Genomic DNA, 22587 nt, shown 5'->3' with positions numbered 1-22587 from the left:
AATGAATCCCCGTGGAGGTGAGAGATTTTGACTGAACATTATTACTCCCGCAAACCCAGTACCGACAGCAATCCTGTAAAATGGCAAAGTGAATTGAAAGGGAATAGCTTCCGCTTCAAGACGGACAGTGGTGTTTTCTCGAAAAAGGAAGTCGATTTTGGTTCAAGATTATTAATTGACACGTTCGAACTAACTAGAGCGAACGGATTGATTCTTGATGTTGGCTGTGGCTATGGCCCGATCGGACTTTCAATTGCCAGGGCCTATCCAGAAGCGACGGTCCACATGGTGGATGTAAATGAAAGAGCGATTATGCTTGCGAAAGAAAATGCGTCCGAGAACAAAGTGGACAATGTGAAAATCTATGAAAGCGACCGGCTTAATGGAGTGGAGGAGGAAGGTTTCAATGCAATCCTGACAAACCCGCCGATCCGGGCCGGCAAAAAGATAGTGCATGTTATTTTCGAGCAAAGTTTTCAGCGTTTAGCTGAAGGCGGAGAGCTTTGGGTGGTCATCCAGAAAAAGCAGGGTGCTCCATCCGCGATGGAAAAAATGAAAGAACTTTTTGGCGATGTAGAGGTTGAGGCGAAAAGTAAAGGATACTTTATTCTCAAATCTGTTAAATGTTGACGTGAGAAAACCGCTATGTTAATATTATAAAATGCCAATATATTAGTTTCCTTTTCAATTGCTATTTTCATCGAAAGTTGTATAATTTTGGGCATTAAGGGAAAACTAACAAAATAATTGTTCGTTGCAGGAAATGTGGTTTTTAGGTGAAAACCCTTTTTCTTTTTGTCTTTTGAAATGGAGGAAACTTCATGGACAAGACAGGGATAGATGAATAATAACGCTTGATTTGAGGGGTGAATCAGTTGACAGGTCAACTAGTTCAGTATGGACGACACCGCCAACGTAGAAGTTATGCTCGCATCAGTGAAGTTTTGGAATTGCCGAATTTGATTGAAATTCAAACCTCTTCCTATCAGTGGTTTCTTGATGAGGGCCTCCGTGAAATGTTCCAGGACATTTCACCGATTGAAGACTTTACTGGTAACTTATCGTTAGAGTTTATCGATTACAGTCTTGGCGAACCGAAATATCCAGTGGAAGAATCAAAAGAAAGAGACGTTACTTACTCTGCACCATTAAGAGTAAAGGTCCGCCTTGTGAATAAGGAAACAGGTGAAGTAAAGGACCAGGATGTTTTCATGGGCGATTTCCCGCTTATGACAGAAACTGGCACGTTTGTGATTAATGGTGCTGAAAGGGTTATCGTTTCCCAGTTAGTGCGCTCACCAAGTGTATACTACAGCGGGAAGCTTGATAAAAACGGGAAGAAAGGGTTCACTGCGACCGTAATCCCGAACCGCGGTGCCTGGTTGGAGTATGAAACAGATGCCAAGGATGTTGTATATGTAAGGATCGATCGTACGAGGAAGCTCCCTGTTACGGTTCTTTTGCGTGCATTAGGGTTCGGTTCTGATCAAGAAATCATTGATCTGATCGGAGATAATGAATATATCCGTAATACTCTTGAAAAAGACAATACGGAAAGCACGGAAAAAGCGCTACTTGAAATCTATGAGCGCCTCCGTCCTGGCGAACCGCCTACAGTTGAAAATGCAAAGAGCCTTCTGGTATCAAGATTCTTTGATCCAAAGCGCTATGACCTCGCAAACGTAGGGCGTTATAAGATCAACAAAAAGCTTCATATTAAGAACCGTTTATTCGGGCAAAAGCTTGCAGAAACATTAGTGGATCCTGAAACAGGGGAAATCATCGCAGAAAAGGGCGTCACACTTGACCGCCGTACTCTGGATAAAATCATCCCTGCGCTGGAGAGCAATGTTGGCTTCAAGTCAATCAGCCCTTATGGCGGCGTGGTTGAAGAGGATGTAACTTTACAAAGCATTAAGATCTATGCTCCGAATGATGAGGGCGAGAAGGAAATTAATGTTCTTGGTAACGCCTATGTTCCTGAACCAATCAAAAATATCACGCCTGCTGATATCATTGCATCCATCAGCTATTTCTTTAACTTGCTGCATGGTGTTGGCGACACAGATGACATCGACCATTTAGGAAACAGACGCCTTCGTTCTGTAGGTGAGCTGCTTCAGAACCAATTCCGTATTGGTTTGTCCAGAATGGAACGTGTAGTCCGTGAAAGAATGTCCATCCAGGACACAAATACGATTACACCACAGCAATTAATCAATATCCGTCCGGTTATTGCGTCCATTAAAGAGTTCTTTGGAAGCTCTCAGCTTTCACAGTTCATGGATCAGACAAACCCGCTGGCTGAATTGACACATAAAAGGCGTCTTTCTGCATTGGGACCTGGTGGTCTTACACGTGAACGCGCTGGCTTTGAAGTGCGTGACGTTCACTATTCCCACTACGGCCGTATGTGCCCGATCGAAACGCCGGAAGGTCCAAACATTGGTTTGATCAACTCACTTTCTAGTTTCGCGAAGGTCAACCGTTTCGGATTCATCGAGACTCCATACCGCCGTGTTGATCCTGAAACAGGTAAAGTGACAAGCCACTTCGATTACTTAACAGCTGATGAAGAAGATAACTATGTAGTAGCACAGGCGAACGCTCGTCTAGCTGATGATGGTTCCTTCGTTGATGATGAAGTAATTGCCCGTTTCCGCGGTGAAAACACAGTAGTTAAGCGTGATCGCGTCGATTATATGGACGTATCACCTAAGCAGGTTGTATCTGCGGCGACTGCGTGTATCCCGTTCCTTGAAAACGATGACTCCAACCGTGCCTTGATGGGTGCGAACATGCAGCGTCAGGCTGTTCCATTGATGCAGCCTGAAGCACCAAGAGTCGGAACTGGAATGGAACACGTTTCTGCCAAGGATTCCGGTGCTGCAGTCATCTGTAAGCATGAAGGGATCGTTGAGCATGTTGAAGCCCGTGAAGTCTGGGTACGCCGTGTCAAAGAAGTAGACGGACAGGAAGTCAAGGGCGACCTTGATAAGTACCGTATGCTGAAGTTCATCCGTTCCAACCAGGGTACATGCTACAACCAGCGCCCAATCGTAAGCGTTGGCGACCGTGTAACCAAGGGGGAAATCCTTGCTGATGGTCCTTCTATGGAAGCAGGAGAACTTGCACTTGGCCGTAACGTCCTTGTTGGCTTCATGACATGGAATGGTTACAACTACGAGGATGCGATCATCATGAGTGAGCGCCTCGTTAAGGATGATGTTTATACATCGATCCATATAGAAGAATATGAATCAGAGTCCCGTGATACAAAGCTTGGACCTGAAGAAATCACACGTGATATTCCAAACGTCGGGGAAGATGCATTGAGAAATCTTGACGAGCGTGGAATCATCCGTGTCGGTGCTGAAGTGAAAGATGGAGATCTTCTAGTTGGTAAGGTAACGCCTAAAGGGGTTACTGAATTGACTGCGGAAGAACGTCTCCTTCATGCAATCTTCGGTGAAAAAGCAAGGGAAGTCCGTGATACTTCATTGCGTGTACCACACGGCGGCGGCGGAATTGTTCTTGACGTCAAAGTGTTCAACCGTGAAGATGGCGATGAGCTTCCTCCAGGCGTGAACCAGCTTGTCCGTGCTTACATCGTTCAGAAGCGTAAGATTTCTGAGGGTGACAAAATGGCAGGACGCCACGGTAACAAAGGGGTTATTTCCAAAATCCTTCCGGAAGAGGATATGCCTTTCTTGCCGGATGGAACACCAGTCGATATCATGCTTAACCCACTAGGGGTACCATCACGTATGAATATCGGTCAGGTGCTTGAGCTTCACCTTGGTATGGCAGCGCGTTACCTTGGAATCCATGTTGCTTCTCCTGTATTCGACGGTGCTACCGAAGAAGATGTATGGTCAACAATCCAGGAAGCTGGTATGGCCAGAGATGCGAAGACTGTCCTATATGATGGACGTACAGGTGAACCATTCGATAACCGTGTATCTGTCGGTGTCATGTACATGATCAAGCTTGCTCACATGGTAGACGATAAGCTTCACGCTCGTTCTACTGGACCATACTCACTTGTTACGCAGCAGCCACTTGGCGGTAAAGCCCAGTTCGGCGGACAGCGTTTCGGGGAGATGGAGGTTTGGGCGCTTGAAGCATACGGCGCTGCTTACACATTGCAGGAAATCTTAACTGTCAAGTCCGATGATGTTGTTGGACGTGTTAAAACATATGAAGCGATTGTAAAAGGAGAAAACGTTCCTGAGCCAGGCGTTCCTGAATCATTCAAAGTATTGATGAAGGAGCTTCAGAGTTTAGGTATGGACGTTAAGATCCTGTCAGGCGATGAAAAAGAAATCGAAATGCGCGATTTTGACGATGATGAAGAATTGCAGCATGCAGAAACATTGACGATCGCTCCTGAAGCAGAAGAAATGGATTCTGAAAAAGTAGGAATGAAAGAATAGGTCCATCTAATTGGCACACGTGTACAAACAGTTGAATAACAGTATTGTCCACGTGTGTTCCTTTTTGGATGGCCATAAGGGTAAAACCCTAGATTAAAAGGGAGGTAGGCCCCTTGCTAGATGTTAATAATTTTGAGTACATGAAAATTGGTCTCGCTTCACCAGACAAGATCCGTTCGTGGTCTTTCGGTGAAGTTAAAAAGCCGGAAACAATCAACTATCGTACTTTAAAACCAGAAAAAGACGGCTTATTCTGTGAGCGTATCTTCGGACCGACAAAGGACTGGGAATGTCATTGCGGAAAGTATAAAAGAGTCCGCTACAAAGGCGTAGTCTGTGACCGATGCGGCGTTGAAGTAACACGCGCAAAAGTCCGTCGTGAAAGAATGGGACACATTGAGCTTGCAGCTCCTGTATCTCACATTTGGTATTTCAAAGGTATTCCTAGCCGCATGGGACTAGTCCTTGACATGTCTCCTCGCGCACTAGAAGAAGTTATTTACTTTGCTTCGTATGTGGTAACGGAAACTGGTGACACTGCTCTTGAAAAGAAGCAATTGTTGTCAGAGAAAGAATACCGTGCTTACCGCGAAAAATACGGAAACAAGTTCCAGGCTGCCATGGGAGCGGAAGCAATCAAAAAGCTGCTTTCTGACATCGACCTAGATAAAGAAGCAGATATGCTGAAGGAAGAATTAAGAACTGCACAGGGCCAGCGTCGTACTCGTGCGATCAAACGTCTTGAGGTAGTTGAAGCGTTCCGTGGGTCAGGCAATGAGCCGTCATGGATGATTCTTGATGTACTTCCTGTCATCCCGCCTGAACTTCGCCCGATGGTACAGCTTGATGGAGGACGTTTCGCAACATCCGACCTGAACGACCTGTACCGCCGTGTTATCAACCGTAACAACCGTCTGAAGCGTCTTCTTGACCTTGGTGCTCCAAGCATCATCGTCCAGAACGAAAAGCGCATGCTTCAGGAAGCTGTTGACGCCTTGATCGACAATGGCCGTCGCGGCCGTCCAGTAACAGGACCGGGTAACCGTCCATTGAAGTCCCTTTCCCATATGCTGAAGGGTAAGCAAGGCCGTTTCCGTCAAAACCTTCTTGGTAAGCGTGTTGACTACTCAGGCCGTTCGGTTATCGTCGTAGGTCCAAACCTGCATATGTATCAGTGCGGATTGCCTAAGGAAATGGCTCTTGAGCTATTCAAGCCATTCGTCATGAAAGAACTTGTACAAAAGGGCTTAGCCCATAACATAAAGTCTGCCAAACGCAAGATCGAGCGCGTACAGCCGGAAGTCTGGGATGTGCTTGAAGATGTCATCAAGGAGCATCCGGTATTGCTTAACCGTGCACCGACACTTCACAGACTTGGAATCCAGGCGTTCGAACCTACATTGGTAGAAGGACGCGCTATCCGTCTTCACCCACTCGTATGTACAGCTTACAACGCTGACTTCGATGGTGACCAGATGGCGGTCCACGTACCACTTTCAGCAGAAGCACAGGCAGAAGCACGTCTATTGATGCTTGCTGCTCAGAACATCCTGAACCCTAAGGATGGAAAGCCAGTTGTTACTCCTTCCCAGGATATGGTTTTAGGTAACTACTACCTGACTCTGGAAAGAGAAGCAGCTGTTGGCGAAGGTATGGTGTTCAAGGATACGAATGAAGCGTTAATCGCATACCAGAATGGTTATGTACATCTTCACACTCGTATCGCTGTTGCGGCAGCATCACTTGGCAACCAGACATTTACGGAAGAGCAAAATGGCCAGCTATTGATCACGACAGTTGGAAAGCTGATTTTCAACGAAATCCTTCCAGCGTCATTCCCATACATCAATGAGCCTTCAAAAGAAAACCTTGAGGAGAAAACTCCTGAGAAGTATTTTGTTGAAAAGGGTGCAGATGTAAAGGAAGTCATCAAGTCAATGCCATTGGTGGATCCGTTCAAGAAGAAAATTCTTGGAAACATCATTGCTGAAGTGTTCAAGAAGTTCAAAATCACGGAAACATCAAAAATGCTAGACCGTATGAAGGGACTTGGCTTCACATACTCCACTAAAGCGGGTATTACGGTTGGTGTGGCTGATATCGTGGTTCTTAAAGAGAAGCAGGAAATCATTTCAGAAGCACAGACGAAGGTAGACAATGTTCTTAAGCAGTTCAGACGCGGTTTGATCACCGAGGACGAGCGTTACGATCGTGTTATTTCCATCTGGAGCCAGGCGAAGGATAATATCCAGGCTAAGCTGATGAAATCACTAGATAATTCAAACCCAATCTTCATGATGAGTGACTCCGGTGCCCGTGGTAACGCGTCCAACTTCACGCAGCTTGCTGGTATGCGTGGTCTGATGGCCAACCCGGCTGGACGAATCATCGAGTTGCCGATCAAGTCAAGTTTCCGTGAAGGTCTGACAGTATTGGAGTACTTTATCTCCACTCACGGTGCTCGTAAAGGTCTTGCCGATACAGCACTTAAGACTGCTGACTCAGGTTACCTGACTCGTCGTCTTGTAGACGTAGCGCAGGATGTCATCGTTCGCGAAGACGACTGTGGTACAGATAGAGGCCTGTTTATCAAATCGCTAAAAGATGGTACCGAAGTAATCGAACCTCTAGAAGAGCGTCTGATTGGCCGCTATGCAAGAAAGGCGATCAAGCATCCTGAAACGAAAACTGTGATTGTACCTGAAAACGGATTGATCACAGAAGACTTGGCAGTTGAAGTAACTGAAGCTGGAATCGAGGAAGTGTGGATCCGTTCTGCATTTACATGTAATACTCGTCATGGTGTATGTAAAAAGTGTTACGGTCGCAACCTTGCGACTGGCCAGGAAGTCGAAGTTGGCGAAGCGGTCGGTATCATCGCTGCCCAGTCAATCGGTGAGCCAGGTACACAGCTTACAATGCGTACATTCCATACGGGTGGTGTTGCAGGAGACGATATCACACAAGGTCTTCCGCGTATCCAGGAATTGTTCGAAGCACGTAATCCTAAAGGGCAGGCTGTCATTTCTGAATTGGAAGGTGTCGTAGTCGGCATCAACGAAGGAAAAGACCGTCAGCAGGAAATCGTGATCCAAGGTGAAATCGAAAGCCGTACTTACAATGCGCCATACACAGCTCGCTTGAAAGTGGCTGTGAATGACCATGTTGAACGCGGACAGGAACTCACTGAAGGTTCGATCGACCCTAAGGAACTATTAAGAGTCAAAGATGTTCAGTCCGTACAGGAATACTTATTGAAAGAAGTTCAAAAAGTATACCGTATGCAGGGTGTTGAAATCGGCGACAAGCACGTTGAAGTAATGGTGCGCCAGATGATGCGCAAAATCAGGGTAATTGACGCTGGTGAAACAGATGTACTTCCAGGCACATTGCTTGAGATCCATCAGTTCACCGACGCCAACCGCAAAGCACTTCTTGAAGGCAAAATGCCGGCAACAGGACGTCCAGTATTGCTTGGTATTACTAAAGCATCACTTGAGACGGATTCATTCCTGTCTGCAGCATCCTTCCAGGAAACAACAAGAGTGCTTACAGATGCTGCAATCAAAGGCAAGCGCGATGAGCTTCTCGGCCTGAAAGAAAATGTTATCATCGGTAAACTTGTTCCAGCTGGAACTGGTATGCAGCGATACAGAAGAGCTGAACCAATCTCAATGGAAGAAGAAAATGCCGAAGATGCAATCACTGTAGAATAAAATAAGAGCGCGGTGCTCTCTGCTACGGCAGAAAGTGCCGCCTTTTTAAAGAAAATAGATTGATTCTATGAATAAAAACAACATTCTAGCGAAAAAAGTTTTTCAATGTTGTTGACATCCCTTGCACTAAGTGTTAATATTTCAAAGGTGCTCCTATTTACCGGTTACTTTGGAGGATTTCATGTCTTATGAAAAAGTAGCTCAAGCTAAAAAGATTATAGTAGGATCAAAGCAAACAGTGAAAGCACTGAAGGCTGGCGAAGTACTTGAACTGGTCATTGCGAAGGATGCTGACATGAAAGTGACAGCGAATCTATTGCAGACAGCCAGGGACATGAACACCGCCATCACCTATGTCGACTCTATGATAAAACTAGGGAAGGCATGCGGGATTGCCGTTGGAGCCTCAGCTGTAGCGATAACCAAGTAAAAACTGTTTTTGCAGCAGTCTGCAAGAACTTTGTTTTTTGTAAAAAAATGAACCACCTGGATGTGTGGGCTTACACAAAATGTGAAGGGAGGAAAATGATCATGCCTACAATTAACCAATTAGTGCGCAAGCCACGTAGCTCAAAAGAGGAGAAGTCAAAATCTCCGGCGCTAAATAAAGGTTACAACAGCTTCAAAAAAGCACAAACTAACGTTTCATCTCCACAAAAGCGTGGTGTATGTACTCGTGTTGGTACTATGACTCCAAAGAAGCCGAACTCAGCGTTGCGTAAATACGCTCGTGTACGTTTGACTAACGGAATCGAGGTAACAGCTTATATCCCTGGTATCGGGCACAACCTTCAAGAGCACAGCGTTGTTCTTATCCGTGGAGGACGTGTAAAAGACTTACCGGGTGTGCGTTACCACATCGTTCGTGGTGCTCTTGATACTGCTGGTGTTAACAACCGTATGCAGGGCCGTTCTAAGTACGGTACTAAGAGACCGAAAGCTGCTAAGAAATAATAAACCAAACTATTAACCCTTTTTGAAAGGAGGAAATTACATGCCACGTAAAGGTCCAGTTGCAAAGAGAGACGTATTGCCGGATCCGATTTATAACTCAAAGCTTATCACTCGCCTGATCAACAAAATGATGATCGATGGTAAGAGAGGTAAATCACAAAAGATCCTTTATTCAGCTTTTGATATCATTCGTGAGCGTTCAGGCAAAGAGCCAATTGAAGTATTCGACGCAGCTCTTAAGAACATCATGCCTGTTCTAGAAGTAAAAGCACGCCGTGTAGGTGGAGCAAACTATCAAGTACCAGTTGAGGTGCGTGCAGACCGCCGTACAACACTTGGTCTTCGTTGGTTGGTAAACTACTCACGTCTTCGTGGGGAAAAGACAATGGAAGAGCGTCTTGCTAACGAAATTCTTGACGCTGCTAACAACACTGGTGCTTCTGTTAAGAAGCGCGAAGATACACACAAAATGGCGGAAGCAAACAAAGCATTCGCTCACTATCGTTGGTAGAATTACCTTCAATCTAAAAACACTCATACTAGGAAGGAGAAAGACCAAATGGCAAGAGAGTTCTCCTTAGAAAAAACTCGTAATATTGGAATCATGGCTCACATTGATGCTGGTAAAACAACAACAACTGAGCGTGTTCTTTATTATACTGGCCGTATTCACAAAATCGGCGAAACACACGAAGGTGCTTCTCAAATGGACTGGATGGAGCAGGAACAAGAGCGTGGAATCACGATCACTTCTGCTGCGACAACAGCTTCATGGAAAGAACACCGCGTAAACATCATCGATACACCAGGACACGTAGACTTCACTGTTGAAGTTGAACGTTCACTTCGTGTACTTGATGGTGCAGTAGCAGTACTTGACGCACAGTCAGGTGTTGAGCCTCAAACAGAAACAGTTTGGCGCCAGGCTACTACTTATGGAGTTCCACGTGTAGTATTCGTTAACAAAATGGATAAGCTAGGCGCGGACTTCCTATACTCAGTATCAACTATCCATGATCGCCTTCAAGCGAACGCTCACCCGATCCAACTTCCGATCGGTGCTGAAGATGAGTTCGAAGCAATCATCGACTTAGTTGAAATGAGAGCTATTTTCTACGGTAATGACCTTGGAACAGAAATCACTGTTGGGGAAATTCCTGAAGAATATATGGAAAAAGCTGAAGAGTACCGTGAAAAGCTAGTCGAAGCGGTAGCTGAGCTTGACGAAGAACTAATGGAAAAATACCTTGGCGGAGAAGAGCTTACAGTCGAAGAGATCAAAGCTGCTATCCGTAAAGGTACTACAAATGTTGAATTCTACCCAGTTATCTGTGGTTCAGCATTCAAAAACAAAGGTGTTCAGCTAATGCTTGACGCTGTAATCGACTACCTTCCATCTCCATTGGATGTACCTGCGATCCAGGGCCATCTTCCGGACACTGAAGATGTGGTTGAGCGTCACTCTGACGACAACGAGCCGTTCTCTGCTCTTGCGTTTAAAGTTATGACTGACCCTTATGTTGGTAAATTAACATTCTTCCGCGTTTACTCTGGTACTCTTGATTCTGGTTCTTATGTCCAGAACTCAACCAAAGGAAAGCGTGAACGTATCGGACGTATCCTCCAGATGCACGCAAACAGCCGTCAGGAAATCTCAACGGTTTACGCTGGTGACATCGCTGCAGCTGTTGGTCTGAAAGATACAACTACTGGTGACACTCTATGTGACGAAAAGTCTCTAGTTATTCTTGAGTCCATGCAGTTCCCAGAGCCTGTAATCCAGTTATCAGTTGAGCCTAAGTCAAAAGCTGACCAGGACAAAATGACAACTGCATTGCAAAAACTTCAAGAAGAAGATCCAACATTCCGTGCGCATACTGACCAGGAAACTGGACAAGTTATCATCGCTGGAATGGGTGAGCTTCACCTTGATATCATCGTTGACCGTATGCGTCGTGAATTTAAAGTGGAAGCAAACGTTGGTGCACCTCAGGTTGCATACCGTGAAACTTTCCGCGAATCAGCTTCTGTTGAAGGTAAATTCGCACGTCAGTCCGGTGGACGTGGTCAATTCGGACACGTTTGGATCGAGTTCTCTCCAAACGAAGAAGGAAAAGGGTTCGAGTTCGAGAATGGAATCGTCGGTGGTGTAGTTCCACGTGAATACATCCCAGCGGTACAGGCTGGTCTTGAAGACGCTCTTGACCGTGGTGTCCTTGCAGGATATCCACTAGTTGACATCAAAGCAAGACTATTCGATGGTTCTTACCACGATGTTGACTCCTCTGAAATGGCGTTTAAGATCGCTGCTTCAATGGCACTTAAGAATGCTGCTTCTAAGTGTAAGCCAGTTATCCTTGAGCCTGTCATGAGGGTTGAAGTTGTTATCCCTGAAGAATATCTTGGAGATATCATGGGTATGATTACTGCTCGTCGCGGACGCGTCGAAGGTATGGATGCTCGTGGTAACGCACAAGTTGTTCGTGCGATGGTTCCACTTTCAGAAATGTTCGGTTATGCAACTGCTCTTCGTTCAAGCACACAAGGACGCGGTGTATTCTCAATGCACTTCGACCACTACGAAGAAGTTCCTAAATCTGTTTCTGAAGAAATCATCAAAAAAAATAAAGGTGAATAATTGATTTTCACCTATTAATCAAGTATAACTACTAATGTAAGCATAACGCTGTGAAATAGGGGAACTTATTTCACAGCACATTAAAATATACTTAATTTGCATATATTAAAGGAGGATTTTTCTAATGGGAAAAGCTAAATTCGATCGTTCGAAGCCACACGTTAACATTGGTACAATTGGTCACGTTGACCATGGTAAAACTACTCTAACAGCTGCTATCACTACTGTACTTTCTAAGGTAGGCGGCGGTGAAGCACGCGGATATGACCAAATCGACGCAGCACCTGAAGAGCGCGAGCGTGGTATCACAATCTCTACTGCACACGTTGAGTACGAAACTGCTACTCGCCACTATGCACACGTTGACTGCCCAGGACACGCTGACTATGTTAAGAACATGATCACTGGTGCTGCTCAAATGGACGGCGGAATCCTAGTTGTTTCTGCAGCTGATGGCCCAATGCCACAAACTCGTGAGCACATCCTTCTTTCTCGTCAGGTAGGCGTACCTTTCCTTGTTGTTTTCATGAACAAGTGTGATATGGTTGACGACGAAGAACTTCTTGAATTGGTAGAAATGGAAGTACGTGACCTTCTTTCTGAATACGAATTCCCTGGCGATGACATTCCAGTTATCAAAGGTTCTGCTCTAAGAGCCCTTGAAGGTGCTCCTGAGTGGGAAGAAAAAATCACTGAGCTTATGGCTGCAGTTGATGAGTACATCCCAACACCAACACGTGACACTGAAAAGCCATTCATGATGCCTGTTGAGGACGTTTTCTCAATCACTGGCCGTGGAACAGTTGCTACAGGACGTGTTGAGCGTGGACAAGTTAAAGTCGGTGACGTAATCGAAATCATCGGTATGACTGAAGAGCCAAAATCAACTACTGTAACAGGTGTTGAAATGTTCCGTAAGCTTCTTGACTATGCAGAAGCTGGAGACAACATCGGTGCACTTCTTCGTGGGGTAGCTCGTGAAGATATCCAACGTGGTCAAGTACTTGCTAAGCCAGGTTCTGTTAAGCCACACACAAAGTTCAAAGCTGAAGTATACGTTCTTTCAAAAGAAGAAGGTGGACGTCACACTCCATTCTTCACAAACTACCGTCCACAGTTCTACTTCCGTACAACTGATGTAACTGGTATTTGTAACCTTCCTGAAGGCGTAGAAATGGTTATGCCTGGCGACAACATCGAAATGACTGTTGAACTAATCGCTCCAATCGCTATCGAAGAAGGAACTAAGTTCTCAATTCGTGAAGGCGGCCGTACTGTAGGCGCTGGCGTAGTTGCGACTATCCAAGAGTAATTTTTAATAAAAAACAATGAAAGCAGCTGGATGACGATCCAGCTGCTTTTTTATGTTTTCTGAATGAAGGTGAAAGGTTTCTGATTGGAATCTTATAGATAAGAATATGTATGGTAATGTTATTAGAATGTATTCCGTTGTGGGAGAAACAAACAGATCATGGCTCATCAACTGTAATAATGTGCGGATAAAAGGGAACTTACTGATTTTATCGTGACATCAAAGCCAATAATGTGCAGATAAAAGGAAACTAACTGATTTTGTCGTCACATTAAAGCAAATAATGTGCGGATAAGAAAGCTTCTTGAAAGTTTATCGTTACATTAATAGCCCTAATGGACAGATAAAAAAGAAGCAAAAGGATTTATCGTCACACAGCTGATTCGTTTTCATCTAATTTTCTGCAGCATGATTACCAGAAACTAATTTAAGTCAATGGACAAGTTGCAAAGCTTATTCCTGGCGTACAAAATTAACAGGAACTCACCCTAAGAATTAAACCAGTTCTTTCTATAATATATACACAATCCAAACATGCATCTATACCTCTCAATTTATAAACCCACGCATGACAGGAATTATTTTCTCCCCGTCCAAATAGTTAGAAATCTCTTTCCCTACTTGTAAAATACGAATGCGCCCGCTATAATAGTAAAAGTGTGTTGAACATAATTAAAAAGCGGAATACTTCTTGCATTTGGGTTATGTTTTATGTATAATAGACAATGTTGGTCTTTGACTGCGATGATGCGAAAGGTTGCTGACACACCCGGCCGCTTTGCCATGGCGAGTGTGTGGGAAATTTTCGCGGAGAATGTCTATTTTAAAATAGGCGAAAAGGAGGGAAAGTAATGGCAAAACAAAAAATTCGTATCCGTTTGAAAGCTTATGATCACAGGATTCTTGATCAATCCGCAGAGAAAATTGTTGAAACTGCGAAACGTTCTGGTGCGGCGGTGTCTGGTCCAATCCCACTACCTACAGAAAAGTCAATTTACACAATTCTTCGTGCGGTGCATAAGTACAAGGATTCTCGTGAGCAGTTCGAAATGCGTACGCATAAGCGTCTGATTGACATCATCAATCCGACTCCGCAAACGGTCGACTCACTAATGCGTTTAGACCTGCCATCAGGTGTAGATATTGAAATCAAACTTTAATAAATAAACATTATAATTCACAGGAGGTGTGACTGAAATGACCAAAGGAATCTTAGGAAGAAAGATCGGTATGACTCAAGTATTTGCTGAAAACGGCGACCTTATCCCGGTTACTGTGGTAGAAGCTTCTCCAAACGTAGTGCTTCAAGTGAAATCTGCTGAGACAGATGGCTACGAAGCAATCCAGCTTGGCTTTGAAGACAAGCGCGAAAAGCTTTCTAACAAACCGGAAAAAGGCCACGCTTCAAAGGCAAACACTGCTCCTAAGCGCTTCGTAAAAGAATTCAACGGAGTCGATGTAGCAGGATATGAAGTTGGTCAGGAAGTCAAAGTTGATATTTTCGCAGAAGGCGATATCGTAGATGTTACAGGAATCTCAAAGGGTAAAGGTTTCCAAGGTGCTATCAAGCGTCACGGACAATCTCGCGGACCAATGGCTCACGGTTCTCGTTACCACCGCCGCCCTGGTTCAATGGGTCCTGTTGCTCCAAACCGCGTATTCAAAGGTAAACTATTACCTGGACGCATGGGTGGAGAGCAGATCACTGTTCAAAACCTGCAAATCGTTCAAGTTGACACAGAGCGTAACCTGCTTCTTATCAAAGGAAACGTTCCTGGTGCTAGAAAAGCCCTTCTAAAAATCAAAGGTGCTGTAAAAGCTAAGTAATTTTTACAGGAAAGGAGGAAATAAGAATGCCTAAAGTAGCATTATTCAACCAAACTGGTTCACAAGTTGGAGAAATCGAACTTAACGATTCAGTATTTGGTATTGAGCCTAACAACCACGTAATGTTCGAAGCGGTAGTAATGCAGAGAGCTTCATTACGTCAGGGAACTCATAAAACTAAAATTCGTTCTGAAGTAGCGGGCGGTGGACGTAAGCCGTGGAAACAAAAAGGAACTGGACGCGCGCGTCAAGGTTCTATCCGTTCTCCACAATGGCGCGGTGGCGGTACTGTATTTGGACCAGTTCCACGCAGCTACAGCTATAAATTGCCTAAGAAAGTTCGTCGTTTAGCGATCAAATCTGCTTTATCATCAAAAGTACAATCTGAAAATATCTTTGTTCTTGAAAGCCTTGCTTTTGAAGCTCCAAAGACAAAGGAATTCAAAAACGTACTTAGCGGTCTTTCTGTTAACACGAAAGCATTGATCGTAACAGCAGGTCTTGAAGAGAACGTAGCACTTTCAGCACGTAACATCCCAGGAGTAACTGTTGTTACTGCAGACGGAATCAACGTATTGGATGTTCTAAATCATGACAAGCTGATCATGACAAAAGCAGCTGTTGAAAAAGTAGAGGAGGTGCTTGCATAATGGATGCACGCGATATCATTAAGCGCCCCGTTATTACAGAACGTTCTTCTGATCTAATGGCTGAGAAGAAGTACACTTTCGAAGTTGATACAAGAGCGAACAAAACTCAAGTTAAAGATGCTATTCAAACTATTTTCGGCGTAAACGTTGAAAAAGTTAACATCATGAACTACAAAGGTAAGTTCAAGCGTATGGGCAAGTTCGGCGGTTACACAAACAAGCGTCGTAAAGCTATCGTTAAACTTACTCAAGACAGCAAAGAAATCGAATTCTTCGAAGTATAATAATCCAATAAGAAGAGGAGGGAAACGAAATGGCGATTAAAAAGTACAAACCTACCTCCAACGGTCGTCGTAATATGACAGCATCTGATTTTGCTGAAATTACAACTGACAAGCCGGAAAAATCCTTGCTTGCTCCGTTGCACAGAAAAGGCGGTCGTAACAACCAGGGTAAGTTAACTGTTCGTCATCAAGGTGGCGGCCATAAGCGTCAGTACAGAATCATTGATTTTAAACGTACAAAAGATGGCATTCCAGGACGCGTTGCCACAATTGAGTATGATCCAAACCGTTCAGCAAACATTGCGTTAATTAATTATGTAGATGGTGAAAAGAGATATATCCTAGCTCCTAAAAACCTAGTAGTAGGTATGGAAGTTATGTCTGGCCCAACAGCTGACATCAAAGTAGGTAACGCTCTTCCACTAGCTAACATTCCAGTTGGTACAGTAGTACACAACATCGAATTGAAGCCTGGTAAAGGCGGACAATTAGTTCGTTCTGCAGGAACTTCTGCACAGGTTCTTGGTAAAGAAGGTAAATATGTATTGATTCGTTTGAACTCAGGCGAAGTACGTATGATCCTTGCTGAGTGCCGTGCGACTGTAGGTCAAGTTGGTAACGAACAACACGAATTGATCAACATCGGTAAAGCAGGTCGTTCACGCTGGTTAGGCAAGCGCCCAACAGTTCGTGGATCTGTAATGAACCCTAATGATCACCCACACGGTGGTGGTGAAGGACGCTCTCCAATCGGACGTAAATCACCAATGTCACCATGGGGCAAGCCGACTCTTGGATACAAGACTCGTAAGAAGAAGAACAAATCCGACAAGTTTATTGTACGTCGTCGTAAAAAATAACGGGATTGATCTACGGTTCACGGGAACCGTAGCGCAATCACGAAGGGAGGTTCAATCATGGGTCGTAGCTTAAAAAAAGGACCTTTTGTTGATGAGCACTTAATCACAAAGATCGAAAAGTTAAATGAAACTGAAGCGAAGAAAGTTGTTAAAACTTGGTCTCGCCGTTCAACGATCTTCCCACAATTCATCGGACACACGATTGCTGTCTACGATGGTCGCAAACATGTACCTGTTTATGTCACTGAAGACATGGTAGGCCACAAGCTTGGAGAATTCGCTCCAACTCGTACTTACAAAGGACATGGTAATGACGATAAGAAAACAAGACGTTAATGAGAGGAGGGCATCCAAATGCAAGCTAAAGCTGTTGCAAGAACAGTTCGTATTGCTCCTCGTAAAGCTCGCTTAGTTCTAGATTTAATTCGAGGAAAGCAAGTTGGTGAAGCAGTTGCTATCTTAAACCTTACCCCTAAGGCAGCTTCTCCAATCGTAGAAAAAGTGTTGAAATCTGCATTAGCGAACGCAGAGCACAACTATGAGATGGATGTTAATAACCTTGTCGTATCCGAAGCTTACGCTAACGAAGGACCAACGTTGAAACGTTTCCGTCCACGTGCTATGGGCCGTGCAAGTGCAATTAACAAACGTACTAGCCATATTACAATCGTTTTATCAGAAAAGAAGGAGGGATAATCAGTGGGTCAAAAAGTAAATCCAGTCGGTTTGCGTGTCGGGATCATCCGTGATTGGGAATCAAAATGGTACGCAGGCAAAGACTACGCTGATCTTTTACACGAAGACCTTAAGGTTCGTGAGTACATCACTAAGCGTTTACGCGATGCATCTCTTTCTAAAGTAGAAATCGAGCGTGCTGCAAATCGCTTGAATGTAACTGTCCACACAGCGAAGCCAGGAATGGTTATCGGTAAGGGCGGTACAGAAGTTGAAGCACTTCGTAAAGCGCTAAATGAACTTACAGGCAAACGTGTTCATATAAACATTCTTGAAATCAAAAAAGCTGATATCGATGCGAAATTGGTTGCTGAAAACATCGCACGCCAATTGGAAAACCGTGTATCTTTCCGTCGCGCACAGAAGCAAGTTATCCAACGTGCAATGCGTGCTGGCGCAAAAGGTATCAAGACAATGGTATCCGGCCGTCTTGGCGGTGCAGACATCGCTCGTTCAGAACAATACAGCGAAGGAACAGTTCCACTTCATACTCTTCGTGCCGATATCGATTATGCTACTGCAGAAGCAGATACAACTTACGGTAAGCTAGGCGTTAAAGTATGGATTTATCGTGGAGAGGTCCTTCCTACGAAGAAGAAAACTGAGGAAGGAGGCAAATAATATGTTATTGCCTAAACGCGTTAAATATCGCCGTCAACACCGTGGCAAGATGCGCGGTCAAGCTAAAGGCGGTACTGAAGTAAACTTCGGTGAATTCGGTTTGCAAGCTCTTGAAGCTTCTTGGATCACAAACCGTCAAATCGAATCTGCCCGTATTGCAATGACTCGTTACATGAAACGTGGCGGTAAAGTCTGGATCAAGATTTTCCCTCACAAGCCATATACTGCAAAGCCTCTAGAAGTCCGAATGGGTTCTGGTAAAGGTGCTCCTGAAGGTTGGGTAGCAGTTGTTAAACCAGGCAAAGTAATGTTCGAAGTTGCTGGCGTTTCTGAAGAAGTCGCTCGCGAAGCATTACGCCTTGCATCACACAAGCTTCCTGTAAAGTGCAAGTTTGTTAAACGAGAAGAAATTGGTGGTGAATCTAATGAAAGCTAATGACATTCGTGACCTTACCACTGCTGAAATTGAACAAAAAGTTAAATCATTAAAAGAAGAGCTATTCAACCTGCGCTTTCAATTAGCGACTGGACAACTTGAAAACACAGCTCGCATTCGTGAAGTACGCAAAGCGATTGCTCGCATGAAAACTGTAATTCGTGAACGAGAGATCGGCGTTAACAGATAATTGAGAGGAGGTTCTCACAATGAGTGAACGCAACCAACGCAAAGTTTATACTGGACGCGTAGTATCTGACAAGATGGACAAAACTGTTACTGTTCTTGTTGAAACTTACAAAAAGCATCCTTTATACGGCAAGCGTGTAAAATACTCTAAGAAATTCAAAGCTCATGATGAGCAAAACGAGGCAAAAATCGGCGACGTAGTACGTATCATGGAAACTCGTCCGCTATCTGCCACAAAACGTTTCCGCCTTGTAGAAGTGGTGGAAAAAGCTGTTATTATCTAATTGTTCGGATTAAGGTTTATTCCGAAGGGAGGTTACTCGCATGATCCAACAGGAAACACGTTTAAAAGTTGCTGACAATTCAGGTGCACGTGAGGTTCTTACTATTAAGGTTCTTGGCGGTTCTGGCCGTAAGACTGCTAATATCGGAGACGTTATCGTTTGCACAGTGAAACAAGCAACACCAGGTGGCGTTGTTAAAAAAGGTGACGTCGTCAGAGCAGTTATCGTTCGTACAAAAACTGGTATGCGCCGTACTGACGGTTCTTACATCAAATTTGACGAGAATGCTTGTGTAATCATCCGTGACGATAAGAGTCCTCGTGGTACTCGTATCTTCGGACCAGTTGCACGTGAGCTTCGTGACAACAACTTCATGAAGATCGTTTCATTAGCTCCAGAAGTACTATAATCTATTTCAAATGCCTTTAAGGAGGTGCACACAGATGCATGTAAAAAAAGGTGACAAAGTAATGGTCATCTCTGGTAAGGACAAAGGCAAAACAGGGATCATCCTTGAAGCTTATCCAAAGCAAAGCCGCGTTCTTGTTGAAGGAATCAATATCGTGAAAAAACACGCTAAGCCTTCTCAAGTAAATCCACAAGGTGGAATCTTGAACCAGGAAGCACCTATCCATGTATCAAACGTAATGCCTGTAGATCCGAAGTCTGGCAAGCCAACCCGAGTTGGTTACACTGTCGAGAACGGTAAGAAGGTACGCGTTGCTAAAAATTCCGGTGAAGTTCTAGATAAATAGTCTATTGAAGAAGGGAGGTACAATCGATGAACCGCCTAAAAGAAAAGTTCAACAATGAAATTACTCCTGCTCTAATGAGCAAGTTTAACTACAAGTCAATTATGGAAGTTCCTAAACTTGAAAAGATCGTAATCAACATGGGTGTAGGTGACGCTGTTGCCAACGCTAAAGCTCTTGATGTTGCAGTTGAGGAATTAGCAACGATCACTGGTCAAAAGCCAGTTGTGACTCGTGCTAAGAAATCAATCGCTGGCTTCCGCCTTCGTGAAGGTATGCCAATCGGTGCGAAAGTAACACTTCGCGGTGAGCGCATGTACGAATTCATCGACAAGTTAATTTCAGTATCTTTACCACGTGTACGTGACTTCCGCGGTATCTCTAAGAAGTCTTTCGACGGACGCGGTAACTACACACTTGGTGTTAAAGAACAGTTAATCTTCCCTGAAATTGATTACGATAAAGTAAATAAAGTACGTGGCATGGACATTGTTATTGTAACGACTGCTAACACTGATGAAGAAGCTCGTGAACTATTAACACAATACGGAATGCCATTTCAAAAGTAATCTCTAATAAGAGGGAGGCGAAAACGTGGCTAAGAAATCAATGATTGCGAAACAAAAACGCACGCCTAAATATAAAGTACAAGAGTACACTCGCTGTGAGCGCTGCGGCCGTCCGCACTCTGTATACCGCAAATTTAAGCTTTGCCGTATTTGTTTCCGTGAATTAGCATACAAAGGACAAATTCCTGGTGTGAAAAAAGCTAGCTGGTAAAACTGAAAGCTCTGGAAGGAGGTAAATTAAATGGTCATGACAGATCCGATTGCAGATTTGCTAACTCGTATTCGTAACGCGAATATGGTTCGTCACGAAAAATTAGAAGTACCTGCTTCTAACATTAAAAAAGAAATCGCTGAGATCCTTAAGCGTGAAGGTTTCGTGCGTGACGTTGAATATATCGAAGACAACAAGCAAGGTATCATCCGTATCTTCTTGAAGTACGGTGCAAACAACGAGCGTGTTATCACTGGTCTTAAGAGAATCAGTAAGCCAGGACTTCGCGTTTATGCAAAATCAACTGAAGTACCACGCGTACTTAACGGTTTAGGTATTGCTCTAGTTTCAACTTCAAACGGCGTTTTAACTGACAAAGAAGCTCGCGCTAAGCAAGTGGGCGGAGAAGTTCTAGCATACGTTTGGTAATAGATTTTTCTGAATGAATGGAGGTGCAACAAATGTCACGCGTAGGTAAAAAACCAATTGAAATTCCAGCTGGTGTTACTGTTACTCTTGATAACAATCACGTAACAGTAAAAGGACCAAAAGGTGAATTGTCTCGTACTTTTCACTCTGACATCGAAATCAAGATCGAAGAGAACGTAATCAACATTTCTCGTCCAACTGATAACAAAGAACATCGTGCTTTGCACGGAACGACTCGCGCGGTTCTTGCTAACATGGTTGAGGGTGTATCTAAAGGATTCGAAAGAGGTCTTGAGCTAGTAGGTGTCGGTTACCGTGCTTCTAAGCAAGGTAACAAGCTTGTACTTAACGTAGGATACTCTCATCCAGTTGAAATCGAGGCAGAAAAAGGCCTTGAAATCGAAGTACCTTCAAACACTAAGGTGATTGTAAAGGGAACTGACAAAGAGCGTGTTGGCGCATTAGCTGCTAACATCCGTGACGTACGTCCACCAGAGCCTTACAAAGGCAAAGGTATTCGTTATGAAGGCGAATATGTACGCCGCAAAGAAGGTAAAACAGGTAAGTAATGCCGCATAGGTTAACGAAAGGAGTGACGTAAATGATTACGAAGGCTGATAAAAACGCTACTCGCCGTAAGAGACACGCTCGTGTCCGTGCGAAACTTAGCGGAACTGAAGCTCGTCCTCGTCTAAATGTGTTCCGTTCAAACAAGCACATTTATGCTCAATTAATCGACGATGTAAATGGAGTAACTCTAGCGAGTGCTTCTACTTTAGATAAAGAAGTGAACGTTGAAGGCAATAACCTGGAAGCAGCAAAGCAAATCGGTGAATTGATCGCTAAGCGTGCTGTGGAAAAAGGTTATAAGTCAGTAGTATTTGACCGTGGCGGATACCTCTATCATGGCCGCATCCAGGCGCTTGCTGATGCTGCCCGCGAAAACGGCTTAGAATTTTAATAGAAAAAGGAGGGACACAAAAAGATGCGTCGTATTGATCCAAACAAACTTGAACTTGAAGAACGCGTAGTTACGGTTAACCGAGTAGCGAAAGTTGTTAAAGGTGGACGCCGTTTCCGTTTTTCTGCTCTAGTAGTAGTAGGAGATAAAAACGGTTATGTCGGTTTCGGTACTGGTAAAGCACAAGAAGTACCTGAAGCGATTCGCAAAGCTATCGAAGATGCGAAGAAGAACCTAATCCATGTACCTATGGTTGGTACTACAATTCCACACCAGGTTATCGGACACTTTGGTGCTGGTGAGATCCTTCTGAAGCCTGCTTCTGAAGGTACTGGAGTTATCGCTGGTGGACCAGTTCGTGCGGTACTAGAATTAGCAGGTGTTGCTGATATCCTGTCTAAGTCTCTAGGAACGAACACTCCAATCAACATGGTTCGTGCAACTCTAGAAGGTCTTTCTCAACTTAAGCGTGCAGAGGAAGTAGCGAAACTTCGCGGTAAATCTGTGGAAGAACTGTTAGGATAAGGAGGGAAATCAAATGGCTAACAAATTAGAAATTACCCTCACTCGCAGCCTGATCGGCCGTCCGCAAGATCAGCGCGAAACAGTTAAGGCTCTTGGGTTACGTAAAATGAACCAAACAGTTGAGCAACAAGATAATGCTGCAATCCGCGGCATGATCAACAAAGTTTCTCACCTTGTTACTGTAAACGAAAAATAATT

At 44.2% G+C, this 22587-nt stretch carries 28 protein-coding genes; all 28 read left to right on the top strand.

All coding sequences use genetic code 11. From position 1 onward, the window contains the following. The first annotated feature begins 27 nt into the window (after window positions 1–27). The 28 genes from AB5I83_RS21725 to rpmD all read left to right on the top strand — a co-directional run bounded on the left by AB5I83_RS21725 (window position 28) and on the right by rpmD (window position 22585). Window positions 28–630: a class I SAM-dependent methyltransferase gene (locus tag AB5I83_RS21725; RefSeq protein ID WP_448978470.1), complete on the top strand. Its 603-nt coding sequence runs from the start codon at window positions 28–30 to the stop codon at window positions 628–630. Between the two features lie 245 nt (window positions 631–875). Further along, complete coding sequence (gene rpoB / locus AB5I83_RS21720) at window positions 876–4436, top strand: DNA-directed RNA polymerase subunit beta (RefSeq protein ID WP_448978468.1); 3561 nt, start codon at window positions 876–878, stop codon at window positions 4434–4436. 113 nt (window positions 4437–4549) lie between these two features. Then, on the top strand, window positions 4550–8152 hold the full coding sequence (gene rpoC, locus AB5I83_RS21715) for a DNA-directed RNA polymerase subunit beta' (RefSeq protein WP_448978466.1): 3603 nt from the start codon (window positions 4550–4552) through the stop codon (window positions 8150–8152). Between the two features lie 181 nt (window positions 8153–8333). Next, the gene (locus AB5I83_RS21710; RefSeq protein WP_167834091.1) at window positions 8334–8582 is read left to right on the top strand and encodes a 50S ribosomal protein L7ae-like protein; all 249 of its coding nucleotides are present in this window, start codon (window positions 8334–8336) and stop codon (window positions 8580–8582) included. 101 nt (window positions 8583–8683) lie between these two features. Beyond that, a complete protein-coding gene (rpsL, locus tag AB5I83_RS21705) occupies window positions 8684–9106 on the top strand; it encodes a 30S ribosomal protein S12 (protein ID WP_023626436.1) in 423 nt (140 codons plus the stop codon). A gap of 40 nt (window positions 9107–9146) precedes the next feature. Then, window positions 9147–9617: a 30S ribosomal protein S7 gene (gene rpsG / locus AB5I83_RS21700; protein WP_023626435.1), complete on the top strand. Its 471-nt coding sequence runs from the start codon at window positions 9147–9149 to the stop codon at window positions 9615–9617. A 48-nt stretch (window positions 9618–9665) separates the two neighbouring features. Next, window positions 9666–11744, top strand: coding sequence for an elongation factor G (fusA, locus tag AB5I83_RS21695; RefSeq protein ID WP_167834092.1), 2079 nt, complete (start codon window positions 9666–9668; stop codon window positions 11742–11744). Window positions 11745–11868: 124 nt separating this feature from the next. After that, the gene (tuf, locus tag AB5I83_RS21690) at window positions 11869–13056 is read left to right on the top strand and encodes an elongation factor Tu (protein ID WP_167834093.1); all 1188 of its coding nucleotides are present in this window, start codon (window positions 11869–11871) and stop codon (window positions 13054–13056) included. An 851-nt stretch (window positions 13057–13907) separates the two neighbouring features. After that, window positions 13908–14216 (top strand): 30S ribosomal protein S10, encoded by a 309-nt coding sequence (gene rpsJ / locus AB5I83_RS21685; RefSeq protein WP_009791329.1) that lies wholly within the window; start codon window positions 13908–13910, stop codon window positions 14214–14216. A 37-nt stretch (window positions 14217–14253) separates the two neighbouring features. Further along, a complete protein-coding gene (gene rplC / locus AB5I83_RS21680) occupies window positions 14254–14883 on the top strand; it encodes a 50S ribosomal protein L3 (protein WP_167834094.1) in 630 nt (209 codons plus the stop codon). A gap of 26 nt (window positions 14884–14909) precedes the next feature. After that, window positions 14910–15533, top strand: coding sequence for a 50S ribosomal protein L4 (rplD, locus tag AB5I83_RS21675; protein ID WP_167834095.1), 624 nt, complete (start codon window positions 14910–14912; stop codon window positions 15531–15533). Further along, window positions 15533–15817: a 50S ribosomal protein L23 gene (gene rplW, locus AB5I83_RS21670; RefSeq protein ID WP_044393909.1), complete on the top strand. Its 285-nt coding sequence runs from the start codon at window positions 15533–15535 to the stop codon at window positions 15815–15817. Before rplD ends, rplW begins: the two co-directional genes overlap by 1 nt. 29 nt (window positions 15818–15846) lie before the next feature. Next, window positions 15847–16677 carry a 50S ribosomal protein L2 gene (gene rplB / locus AB5I83_RS21665; protein WP_167834096.1) on the top strand — a complete coding sequence of 277 codons (831 nt, stop codon included), beginning with the start codon at window positions 15847–15849 and terminating at the stop codon, window positions 16675–16677. Window positions 16678–16734: 57 nt separating this feature from the next. Then, the gene (gene rpsS, locus AB5I83_RS21660; protein ID WP_023626426.1) at window positions 16735–17013 is read left to right on the top strand and encodes a 30S ribosomal protein S19; all 279 of its coding nucleotides are present in this window, start codon (window positions 16735–16737) and stop codon (window positions 17011–17013) included. Window positions 17014–17031: 18 nt separating this feature from the next. Continuing rightward, on the top strand, window positions 17032–17373 hold the full coding sequence (gene rplV, locus AB5I83_RS21655; protein ID WP_079504264.1) for a 50S ribosomal protein L22: 342 nt from the start codon (window positions 17032–17034) through the stop codon (window positions 17371–17373). 3 nt (window positions 17374–17376) lie between these two features. After that, on the top strand, window positions 17377–18033 hold the full coding sequence (gene rpsC, locus AB5I83_RS21650) for a 30S ribosomal protein S3 (RefSeq protein ID WP_079504263.1): 657 nt from the start codon (window positions 17377–17379) through the stop codon (window positions 18031–18033). Between the two features lies 1 nt (window position 18034). Beyond that, complete coding sequence (rplP, locus tag AB5I83_RS21645; RefSeq protein WP_167834097.1) at window positions 18035–18469, top strand: 50S ribosomal protein L16; 435 nt, start codon at window positions 18035–18037, stop codon at window positions 18467–18469. After that, a complete protein-coding gene (rpmC, locus tag AB5I83_RS21640; RefSeq protein ID WP_023626422.1) occupies window positions 18459–18659 on the top strand; it encodes a 50S ribosomal protein L29 in 201 nt (66 codons plus the stop codon). Before rplP ends, rpmC begins: the two co-directional genes overlap by 11 nt. A 19-nt stretch (window positions 18660–18678) precedes the next feature. Next, complete coding sequence (gene rpsQ, locus AB5I83_RS21635) at window positions 18679–18942, top strand: 30S ribosomal protein S17 (RefSeq protein WP_023626421.1); 264 nt, start codon at window positions 18679–18681, stop codon at window positions 18940–18942. A 40-nt stretch (window positions 18943–18982) separates the two neighbouring features. Then, window positions 18983–19351: a 50S ribosomal protein L14 gene (gene rplN, locus AB5I83_RS21630; protein WP_023626420.1), complete on the top strand. Its 369-nt coding sequence runs from the start codon at window positions 18983–18985 to the stop codon at window positions 19349–19351. Between the two features lie 34 nt (window positions 19352–19385). Continuing rightward, window positions 19386–19697, top strand: coding sequence for a 50S ribosomal protein L24 (gene rplX, locus AB5I83_RS21625; RefSeq protein ID WP_226086356.1), 312 nt, complete (start codon window positions 19386–19388; stop codon window positions 19695–19697). A gap of 26 nt (window positions 19698–19723) precedes the next feature. After that, window positions 19724–20263, top strand: coding sequence for a 50S ribosomal protein L5 (gene rplE / locus AB5I83_RS21620; RefSeq protein WP_167834099.1), 540 nt, complete (start codon window positions 19724–19726; stop codon window positions 20261–20263). Window positions 20264–20288: 25 nt separating this feature from the next. Further along, window positions 20289–20474 (top strand): 30S ribosomal protein S14, encoded by a 186-nt coding sequence (rpsN, locus tag AB5I83_RS21615; protein WP_009499044.1) that lies wholly within the window; start codon window positions 20289–20291, stop codon window positions 20472–20474. Window positions 20475–20504: 30 nt separating this feature from the next. After that, a complete protein-coding gene (rpsH, locus tag AB5I83_RS21610) occupies window positions 20505–20903 on the top strand; it encodes a 30S ribosomal protein S8 (protein WP_023626417.1) in 399 nt (132 codons plus the stop codon). Between the two features lie 32 nt (window positions 20904–20935). Then, entirely contained in the window at window positions 20936–21472 is a 537-nt protein-coding gene (gene rplF, locus AB5I83_RS21605; protein ID WP_167834100.1) for a 50S ribosomal protein L6, read from the top strand. A gap of 32 nt (window positions 21473–21504) precedes the next feature. After that, a complete protein-coding gene (gene rplR / locus AB5I83_RS21600) occupies window positions 21505–21864 on the top strand; it encodes a 50S ribosomal protein L18 (RefSeq protein WP_125482129.1) in 360 nt (119 codons plus the stop codon). Window positions 21865–21888: 24 nt separating this feature from the next. Beyond that, a complete protein-coding gene (rpsE, locus tag AB5I83_RS21595) occupies window positions 21889–22389 on the top strand; it encodes a 30S ribosomal protein S5 (protein WP_167834101.1) in 501 nt (166 codons plus the stop codon). Between the two features lie 13 nt (window positions 22390–22402). After that, complete coding sequence (rpmD, locus tag AB5I83_RS21590) at window positions 22403–22585, top strand: 50S ribosomal protein L30 (protein WP_023626413.1); 183 nt, start codon at window positions 22403–22405, stop codon at window positions 22583–22585. Window positions 22586–22587: the final 2 nt, after the last annotated feature.

It is taken from the genome of Mesobacillus sp. LC4, assembly GCF_053543455.1.
The sequence above is the reverse complement of the archived record's forward strand: the minus strand, read 5'-3'. Positions and strand labels throughout refer to the sequence as shown.